The 9,176-nt window shown below is 66.4% G+C and carries 8 protein-coding genes; 5 read left to right on the top strand and 3 right to left on the bottom strand.

Annotation, left to right across the window (positions count from 1 at the left end):
- On the bottom strand, nt 1-1,806 hold a 1,806-nt coding region (locus IP86_RS24325), incomplete at its 3' end, for a glutamate synthase central domain-containing protein (protein ID WP_283804792.1).
- A gap of 542 nt (nt 1,807-2,348) precedes the next feature.
- On the opposite strand from IP86_RS24325, the gene IP86_RS24320 reads away from it, so the two are divergent.
- On the top strand, nt 2,349-3,059 hold the full coding sequence (locus IP86_RS24320) for a hypothetical protein (RefSeq protein ID WP_245290728.1): 711 nt from the start codon (nt 2,349-2,351) through the stop codon (nt 3,057-3,059).
- A 281-nt stretch (nt 3,060-3,340) separates the two neighbouring features.
- On the opposite strand, the gene IP86_RS24315 is transcribed toward IP86_RS24320, so the two are convergent.
- Nucleotides 3,341-3,820 carry an Hsp20 family protein gene (locus tag IP86_RS24315; protein WP_054165016.1) on the bottom strand — a complete coding sequence of 160 codons (480 nt, stop codon included), beginning with the start codon at nt 3,818-3,820 and terminating at the stop codon, nt 3,341-3,343.
- Between the two features lie 228 nt (nt 3,821-4,048).
- On the opposite strand from IP86_RS24315, the gene IP86_RS24310 reads away from it, so the two are divergent.
- Nucleotides 4,049-4,993 carry an alpha/beta fold hydrolase gene (locus tag IP86_RS24310; protein WP_054165015.1) on the top strand — a complete coding sequence of 315 codons (945 nt, stop codon included), beginning with the start codon at nt 4,049-4,051 and terminating at the stop codon, nt 4,991-4,993.
- Between the two features lie 116 nt (nt 4,994-5,109).
- On the top strand, nt 5,110-5,985 hold the full coding sequence (gene galU / locus IP86_RS24305) for a UTP--glucose-1-phosphate uridylyltransferase GalU (RefSeq protein WP_054165014.1): 876 nt from the start codon (nt 5,110-5,112) through the stop codon (nt 5,983-5,985).
- A gap of 8 nt (nt 5,986-5,993) precedes the next feature.
- Here galU and IP86_RS24300 read toward each other — a convergent pair whose 3' ends face one another.
- On the bottom strand, nt 5,994-7,505 hold the full coding sequence (locus IP86_RS24300) for a sensor domain-containing diguanylate cyclase (RefSeq protein ID WP_054165013.1): 1,512 nt from the start codon (nt 7,503-7,505) through the stop codon (nt 5,994-5,996).
- A 178-nt stretch (nt 7,506-7,683) separates the two neighbouring features.
- On the opposite strand from IP86_RS24300, the gene IP86_RS24295 reads away from it, so the two are divergent.
- Nucleotides 7,684-7,950 (top strand): DUF7662 domain-containing protein, encoded by a 267-nt coding sequence (locus tag IP86_RS24295; protein WP_054165012.1) that lies wholly within the window; start codon nt 7,684-7,686, stop codon nt 7,948-7,950.
- Nucleotides 7,951-8,106: 156 nt separating this feature from the next.
- Nucleotides 8,107-9,105: an ABC transporter substrate-binding protein gene (locus IP86_RS24290; protein ID WP_054165011.1), complete on the top strand. Its 999-nt coding sequence runs from the start codon at nt 8,107-8,109 to the stop codon at nt 9,103-9,105.
- Nucleotides 9,106-9,176 lie beyond the last annotated feature (71 nt).

Genomic DNA, 9,176 nt, shown 5'->3' with positions numbered 1-9,176 from the left:
GATCGGCTGGCGCACTTCGAGCCGCTTGTGGCCGGCGGCGCCGAGCGTGTCGAACAGGTTCGGCCGCGGGCCGATGATCGACACCAGGCTCATCACCAGCTCCTCGCGGATCGGATCGATCGGCGGGTTGGTGACCTGGGCGAAGTTCTGCTTGAAGTAGGTGAACAGCGGCTTCGGCTTATCCGACAGCGCCGACAGCGGCGTGTCGTTGCCCATCGAGCCCGAGGCTTCCTCGCCGGTCGACGCCATCGGCGTCAGCAGGATCGAGATGTCCTCCTGCGTATAGCCGAACGCCTGCTGCCGATCGAGCAGCGGCAGATTGGAGCGCTGGCCCTTGACCGGCGCGTCCGGCAGTTCTTCGAGCACGATCTGGGTGCGATGCAGCCAGTCCGCATAGGGCTGGCTGGCGGCGAGCTGCGCCTTGATCTCGTCGTCCGGGATCAACCGGCCCTGCTCGAGATCGACCAGCAGCATCTTGCCCGGCTGCAGCCGCCACTTGGTGACGATCTGATCCTCCGGGATCTTCAGCACGCCCATTTCGGACGCCATCACGATGCGGTCGTCCTTGGTGACCAGATAGCGCGCCGGACGCAGGCCGTTGCGGTCGAGCGTCGCGCCGATCTGGCGGCCGTCGGTGAAGGCGAGCGCGGCGGGGCCGTCCCACGGCTCCATCAGCGCGGCGTGATATTCGTAGAAAGCGCGGCGCTGCTCGTCCATCAGCGGGTTGCCGGCCCACGCTTCCGGAATCATCATCATCACCGCGTGCGGCAGCGAATAGCCGCCGCGCACCAGGAATTCGAGCGCGTTGTCGAAGCAGGCGGTGTCGGACTGGCCTTCATAAGAAATGGGCCACAGCCGGCTGATGTCCTTGCCGTACAGCTTGGAGTGCACCGAGGCCTGGCGCGCCGCCATCCAGTTGACGTTGCCGCGCAGCGTGTTGATCTCGCCGTTATGCGCGACCATGCGGTACGGATGCGCCAGCGACCAGGTCGGGAAGGTGTTGGTCGAGAACCGCTGATGCACCAGCGCCAGCGCGGATTCGAAATCCGGCTCGGCTAGGTCCGGGTAGTACTTGCCGAGCTGGTCGGCCAGGAACATGCCCTTGTAGATCACGGTGCGGCACGACAGCGACACCGGATAGTAGCCGGCGAGGCCACGTTCGCGGCGTTGATAGATCGCGTTCGAGATCGACTTGCGCAGGATGTAGAGCTGTCGCTCGAATTCGTCCTCGGACTTGGTCAGCGGACCGCGGCCGATGAACACCTGCATGTTGGCGGGCTCGGTCGGCTTCACGGTCTCGCCCAGCGACGAATTGTCGGTCGGCACTTCGCGCCAGCCCAGCAGCGTCAGGCCCTCGACCTTGATCTGGTCGGCGACGATGCTCTTGATCACCTTCCGCCACGACGAGTCGCGCGGCATGAACAGCGCGCCGACGGCGTATTCGCCCGGCGCCGGCAGCGAGAAGCCGAGTTCGGCGGCCTTGCGGCTGAAGAAGGCGTGCGGGATCTGCACCAGAATACCAGCACCGTCACCGGCGCGCGGATCGGCGCCGACCGCGCCGCGGTGCTCGAGGTTGCACAGGATGCGGATCGCGTCGGACACGATCTGATGCGACTTGACGCCCTTGATGTTGGCGATGAAGCCGACGCCGCAGGCGTCCTTTTCGCGCGACAGGTCGTACAGACCCTCGGCTTCGGGGCGCCACGTGTGCTCTCGAGTGTGCTCGCGCGCAGGCGTTTTCACGGCCGGGTCCGCCGTCAGCGCATTGGCAACCATGTTCTCGCGCTCAACCTCAGACCCGCTCATTTTGTCCTCATTCATCCTGGCAAGGATTCGTCCAGCAGCGGCACACTTCGGGCGTCCGCGGCACCCTCCGGGCCACCGCTCGCCGCCGCGAGCCACGATTTTTAGTATTCAGACCCCGGTGTCCATATCGCCCAATGGACAAGGCAGGAGTCTCACGCGGCGTCAGACGCCGCTGTTTACGCTGCAAGGCCCGTGCTGGGCTACCACCGTAATTGAGACAGTGTTGCTGTCCTAGCAAGACCTTGTCAAATTTTTGTCTAGCACACAAGCGCGGCCGAGTCCTGCTTTGGAAGCGTTCGAACCTCGAATCGTGCCCCGGATTGACGCTGAAAGCGCCGCGATCCCGCCCACGGGAGGCCAAATTCCCCCCTGAGGCTCCGGCCCGTCCGCAGAGGCCCCAAAACAACGGCCCGCGGACCAGACAGGGGAGTCAAAGCATGCATGTCATCGGGTGGATGATCTCGGGATGGACTGTCGCAACCGGCCTATTGGCCGCAACCGTCGCGAGTGCGCAGCCCCTCCCCCGCCCCGCCAGCGGACCGGTGGTCACGCAGATATCGGACATCGACGAGCCTTACGCGGCATTGCCGCGGCCGCGCTTCCGCCGCGTGGTGCCGGAAGACGGCTATGTGCCGGACGTGCTCTCACCGCGCGAAGTCGCCGACATGGCCCGCGACGCCGGCTTCGAGCCGCTCGGCGTGCCGTACCAGCGCGGGCTGGTCTATACGCTATCGGCGCTCAACCCGGACGGCGACGACGGCCGGCTGGTGGTCGATGCGCGCAGCGGCCGGATCCTCCGCTTCATGCCGGCCTGGCAGATGGGCGACGCGATGGAGACCGTGACGGTCGCGAGCTATGGCCGGATCCAGGGCCTGCCGCGCTTCATCGAGCGCAACCCGCCGCGGCCGCCGCGTTCGGTGGGCCGGGTCGCCAGCCGCACCCCAACGACACCGCTGCCGCGGCCGTCGCCGCAGCAGTCGACCAAAGGCCCCTCACCCGCCGCCGCCAGCAACGCCGCCACCGCCGTCGCGCCGATGAAGGACACTTCGAGGCCGGCAACGGACGCGGCCAAAACCGAGTCCGGCAAGACCGAGCCGGCCAAGGTTGAAGCCGCGCCGAAACAGGAGGCCGCGGTCACCCAGACCAAACCCACCGCAGCGCCGGCGCCCGCTCCGACCGAAGCCAAGCCCGCTCCAGCCGGCCCCTCGGTTCAGCCCACCGAACCAATGCCGCCGGTGCAGGGGCTGGAGTAAGTGTACGAAGCCACGCCATCGTCCGGTCGCGGACTCCGAGCTAGAAACCGTCACAGCGAGGAGCACCCGGATCGGCGCTTCGCACCGTCCGAGTACAGGCTCCGCAACGAAGCAATTCAGCTCAGTGCACGGCGCTGGATTGCTTCGCTCCGCTCGCAATGACGGCGGGGAGACGCTGGCCGCACACATCGACGCGGGTGCCGCGACAGCGTAGCCATCCGCGCAGAACAAAACGCCCCGGTTTCCCGGGGCGTCGCGTGTCGGTGGCGAGTGGCGCTGCGTTAGGCGGCGGCCTTCTCGCCGGTCTGGTCGACCACTTGCGGCGAAGCTTGCGCCGAGGTGGAGATCGGAATGCTGCGGGGCTTCTTGGCCTCCGGAATCTCGCGGACGAGATCGACGTGCAGCAGCCCGTTCTCGAGGCTGGCGTTCTTCACCGTGACGTAGTCGGCGAGCTGGAAGGCCCGCTCAAAGGCCCGCGCGGCGATGCCGCGATACAGCACTTCTGATTTGCTGCCGTTCTCGTTCGCGGTCTTCTCGCCCTTGATGGTGAGCTGGTTCTCCTTGGTCACGATCGACAACTCGGCCGGGGAGAAACCGGATACGGCGACGGTGATACGATACGCGTTATCGCCGGTGCGCTCGATATTGTAGGGCGGGTAGCCCGGAGCCGCCGCCTCGCCGGAGGTCTGGTCCAGCAGATTGAACAGGCGGTCGAAGCCGATGGTGGAACGATAGAACGGGGTGAGGTCGAACGTACGCATGGTCAAGTCCTCCTAGAAGCGACTAGATGAATACCCGCCCGCCATCGGGCCGGGCATCGTCTGGGTGCAGCCGGAGCAGGTTCTGAAACTCAGTTCCTGGCCCCTTGGTGTGGCCTGCACGAAAATGATATGGGAGGGGTGTTTCGGGGTTCAAGAGGTCCCCGCCACCCTGGCGTCGTCGATTTTTCTCCCTGTCTCCCAGCGCCTCAACCCCTCCGGACCCGGCTCATGACGCTCGTCTCGATTCCCGCCAATCCGGTCCCCGAGGGAGCGATTTCCGGCACCATCAAGACGCCGGACGGCACGGAACTGCGATTCGCCCGCTGGCCGGGCCCAGCCGGCCGCAAGGGCACGGTCTGCGTCTTCACCGGCCGCACCGAGCAGATCGAGAAGTACTTCGAGACGGTGCGCGATCTGCAGGACCGTGGCTTCGCGGTGGCGATGATCGACTGGCGCGGCCAGGGCCATTCGGCGCGCCGGCTGCGCGATCCGCGCAAGGGCTATGTGCGCAATTTCGCCGACTACGAAGTCGATGTCGAAACCTTCGTCCGCGAGATCGTGCTGCCGGACTGCCCGCCGCCGCATTTCGCGCTGGCGCATTCGATGGGCGGCGCCGTGATGCTGCGCATCGCGCATTCCGGCAAGCGTTGGTTCGACCGCATGGTGCTGTCGGCGCCGATGATCGACCTGCCGGGCCACGCCACTTCGCTGCCCGCGCGGCTGCTGCTGCGGGCGATGCGACTGGCCGGCCAGGGCGGCCGCTACGTGCCGGGCGGCAACGACGTCCTCGCCAACACCGAGCCGTTCGTCGGCAACAAGCTGACGTCGGACCCGGTGCGCTATGCCCGCAACGCCGCGATCGTCGCCGAGGATCCGACGCTCGGGCTCGCGTCGCCGACCATCGCCTGGGCCGACACCGCATTCCGCACGATGCACGGCTTCCGCGCCGCCCAATATCCGTCGAAAATCCGCCAGCCGATTCTGATGATGGCGGCGAGCCACGACACCATCGTCTCGACCGCGGCAATCGAAGAGTTCGCCTATCATCTGCGGGCCGGCTCGCATCTGGTGATCGCCGGCGCCAAGCACGAGATTCTGCAGGAGCAGGATCGTTACCGCCAACAGTTCTGGGCGGCATTCGACGCTTTCGTCCCGGGAACGCCGCTGTTCTGATTGACATTGTCGCGGCGACACGATTCGGTTCGCGGCGTGGAACTTCGAAGGTCCGCCCGAGATTGCTGCCGCAACCCTTGGTCGTTTTGTCCCGCGTTTCGAGAGTTTTCCCTCCCATGAAAATCCGCAAAGCCGTCTTCCCCGTCGCCGGTCTCGGTACCCGCGTTCTCCCCGCCACCAAGGCGATGCCGAAGGAGATGCTGACCATCGTCGACAAGCCGCTGATCCAGTACGTCGTCGATGAGGCGCGCGAAGCCGGGATCGAGCACTTCGTGTTCGTCACCGGCCGCAACAAGGGCGTCATCGAAGACCACTTCGATCGCCAGTTCGAACTCGACGTGACGCTGGAGAAGCGCAACAAGACGAACGAGATGGAGATCCTGGCGCGGGACCAGCCGGAGGCCGGCGCGATGAGCTTCACCCGCCAGCAGGCGCCGCACGGCCTCGGCCACGCGGTGTGGTGCGCGCGCGATATCGTCGGCAACGAGCCGTTCGCCGTGGTGCTGCCCGACGAGCTGGTGCTGAATACGCCCGGCTGCCTCAAGCAGATGATCCAGGCCGCCGAACAGCTCGGCGACAAGGCCAACGTCATCGCGGTCGAGGAAGTGCCGGCCGACAAGACGCATCAATACGGCATCTGCGGCGTCGGCAAACGCGACGGGCGGATGTTCGAGATCGACGGCATGGTCGAGAAGCCGAAGCCCGGCACTGCGCCGTCAAACCTGTCGATTTCCGGCCGCTACATCCTGCAGCCCGAGATCTTTCATATCCTTGCGACGCAGGAACGCGGTGCGGGGGGCGAGATTCAGCTCACCGATGCGATGATCGGGCTGTCGAAGACGCAGAAGTTCTATGGTGTCGAGTTCGAAGGCGAGCGGCACGATTGCGGCTCGAAATCCGGCTTTCTGCGCGCCAATATCGCCTTCGCGTTGCGCCGTCCGGACCTGCGAGACGGTCTCATCGCCGACATGAAACGCTACCTCGGGGATTGAGGCAAACTTCAGGCAACCAGATTGAGGTCGCGGCGGCTTGCTGCGACCACGCAGCAATTGCGGCCGAGATCCTTGGCCGCATACAGCGCCTTGTCGGCGGCCTCGAACAGCATCGACCAATGCTGACCGGCCGCCGGCGTCATGCTGGCGAGGCCGATGCTGATGGTGACGCCGGCCTGACCATCCGACCATACCTCCACCTTCCGGCGGATGGTTTCGGCGATGCCCTGAGCCTCGGCGGCCTGCAGGCCGGACAGCAGCACGGCGAACTCCTCGCCGCCGAGTCGGGCCGCGCAATCGCCGGCGCGGTTCGCCGAATCGGCGATGCACAGCGCGATCCCGACCAGCACCTGGTCGCCGGCGGGATGGCCGAAGCTGTCGTTGAACGATTTGAAGTGGTCGGCGTCGATGATCAGCAGCGCGATCGGCGTCCCGGACCGGACCGCGCGGCGCCATTCGCGGTCCATCACCAGGTCGAACTTGCGGCGGTTGGTCAGCCCCGTCAGCGGGTCGGTGGTGGCGAGCTCCTCGAGCTGACGCTCCGCTTCGGCCCGGCGATCGATCTCGCGGATGAAGAACACCGTGAAGCCGGCGACGATGATGGCGAGGCCGAGCAGGATGGCGCCGATCCGCAGCGCCTCGTGGCGCCACATCCCGAACACGTCGCTCCACGACCGGCCGACCAGCGCGATCAGCGGCCGGCTGCTGTCCGCCCAGACATACATCCGCGGAATCTTGTCGGCCTTGCCTTCACCGGCGAACCAGCCGTGGCGCTGACCCAGCATCCTGTCCATGCCGATCCGCGCCATCATGTTCGTCCCGAGCAATTCCGGATCGAACGGCGTTCGCATGATCAGGGTGCCGTCACGCGCCAGCACGGCGATCACGTCCTGCGGTGCGAGCCGCAGCCGGCTGAACAGCTCCTGGAAATAACTGAAGCGGATCGAGCCGGCGACGACTCCCGCAAAGCTGCCGTCCGGCGCCACCACCCGCCGGCTCAGCACCAGCGCGTAGGCGCCGCGGTGCTGCATCGGCCGGCTGATATAGAGGCCGAGATCGGGCTGCTCGAGATGCACGCGGAAGAACGCCTCGCCCGCCCGGTTGACCCGTTCGGGCGTGAGCGTCGCGGAATCCAGCACCAGATCGCCCTTGGCGTCGAACACCTGGATCTGGCCGAAATGCTGCGCCGTGACGGAATGATCGAACAGGATCAGGTTGCGGATCGTCGGATCGACCTCGGCGAGCTGCGGCAGCGCCAGGCTGCTGATCACCGAGCGCAGCGACAGATCGTACAACTCGATGTTGCGGTTGACGTCGGCGCTGATCGTCGAGGCTAGGTTTTCCTGGGTCTGGCGCGACAGCTCCTGGGCGCTGCGGCGCATTTCCAGCATGATGCTGCCGCACACCCCGGAGAAGCCCAGCACGGTGACGACGGACGACACGATCAGCAGCCGCGCCGACATCCGCCGGCGCCGCCTGATTTGCTGTCTGATCCGTTCGAAGAGGCCGGCGCTGTCCATGCCGGAAGCTAGCCATCCAAAGCTTGCGGAGCGTTTAAGTTGCGACCATGACAGAGCCGGCGGTTAACGGCGGATTTCACCGGGAGCCGCCGAGGTTACCCACGGACTGCCCCGCGCGCGCCGCCATCGCTCGGCGCGCAGCCGCGGCGCCGGTGGGCTGGAACAAGGACTTGCAGACGTGACCAAATTCGATCCGCTCCGGGATCACCTCAAGCGGCAGACGGCACCCGAACTGGTGCTCAGCAACGACGAGATCGAGGAGATGCTCGGCTTCGCTCTGCCGCGTGCAGCGCAGCGTGCGTCGTGGTGGGACTCGACCCGCGCGCCCGAAGAGAAGATGCCGCAGCGCGAAGCCTGCCTCTACGCCGGCTATATCGCGACCCGGCTGCCGGACGGCACCGGCGTCCGTTTCCGCCGGATCAAGGCGCAGCGGCGCCCCTACTGAGGCGGAGACGGACAAGCCCCGCCGCGCCGGCCGGGCTCGCACGGCACAATCGTCATTGACAGGATGCCGCACCCGGTCCCTGATGCGGCCCGCTGCCGCGCCTGCAGGACGAGCCGAAGGCTCCCCGGCCCGGCCCATCGCCCCGGGGAAACGCTGATGCGCAGACTGCTTGCCGCGACTTTTCTTGCCCTCCTGTCGGCGCTCCCGGCAGCCGCGCAGACGCCGCTGAAGATCATGGTCGGCGGCATCGACAAGCAGATCTATCTGCCGGCGCGGCTCGCCGCGCAGCTCGGCTATTTCAAAGAGGAAGGCCTCGACGTCGAGCTGTTCAACTCGACCTCGGGATCGCAGGCCGCGACCGCGCTACTGGCCCGCGAGGTGCAGGGTGTGGTCGGCTTCTATGATCACACCATCGACCTGCAGTCCAAGGGCAAGTTCATCACCGACGTGGTGCAGTTCGCGGTGGCGCCTGGCGAGGTCGTGCTGGTGAAGGCCGCCGAAGCCGACAAGCTCAAGGACCCGGCGAACTGGAAGGGCCAGGCGCTCGGCGTCACCGGGCTTGGCTCGGCCACCGACTTCCTCACCCGCGCGCTCGCCGCCAAGGCCGGGCTGAAGAACCAGGACTACACTCTGGTGCCGGTCGGCGCCGGCGATACGTTCCTGGCCGCGATGCAGCAGGGCAAGATCGCCTCCGGCATGACCACCGAACCGACGGTGCAGCGCGCGCTGAAATCCGGTAGCGCCAAGGTGGCGATCGACCTGCGATCGCCGGACGAGACCCGCAAGGCGCTCGGCGGCGACTACCCGGCCGCCTGCCTGTACATGGACCGCGGCTGGATGGAGGCCAACAAGCCGACCGTGCAGAAAGTCGTCAACGCGATGGTCAAGACGCTGAAATGGATGGCGACGCATTCGGCCGACGAGATCGCCGACAAGATGCCGAAGGACTACTACGCGGGCGAGCGCGATCTCTACGTCCAGGGCCTCAAGGACGGCAAGGTGCAGTACTCGGTCGACGGCCTGATGCCGGACGGCGGACCGGAGTCGGTCAACAAGATCCTGGCCAGCTTCTCGCCGAATCTTCAGGGCAAGACCATCGACCTGAGCAAGACCTACACGACGGAGTTCGTGGTGAAAGCGAATGCGGGGCAGTGAGGACTTGGACGGACCGCGCCCGCGTCGCCCTCACCCCAGCCCTCTCCCGCAAGCGGGAGAGGGAGCGCGCT

The sequence above is a fragment of the Rhodopseudomonas sp. AAP120 genome (assembly GCF_001295845.1).
Taxonomy (GTDB): Bacteria; Pseudomonadota; Alphaproteobacteria; order Rhizobiales; family Xanthobacteraceae; genus Rhodopseudomonas.
The sequence above is the reverse complement of the archived record's forward strand: the minus strand, read 5'-3'. Positions and strand labels throughout refer to the sequence as shown.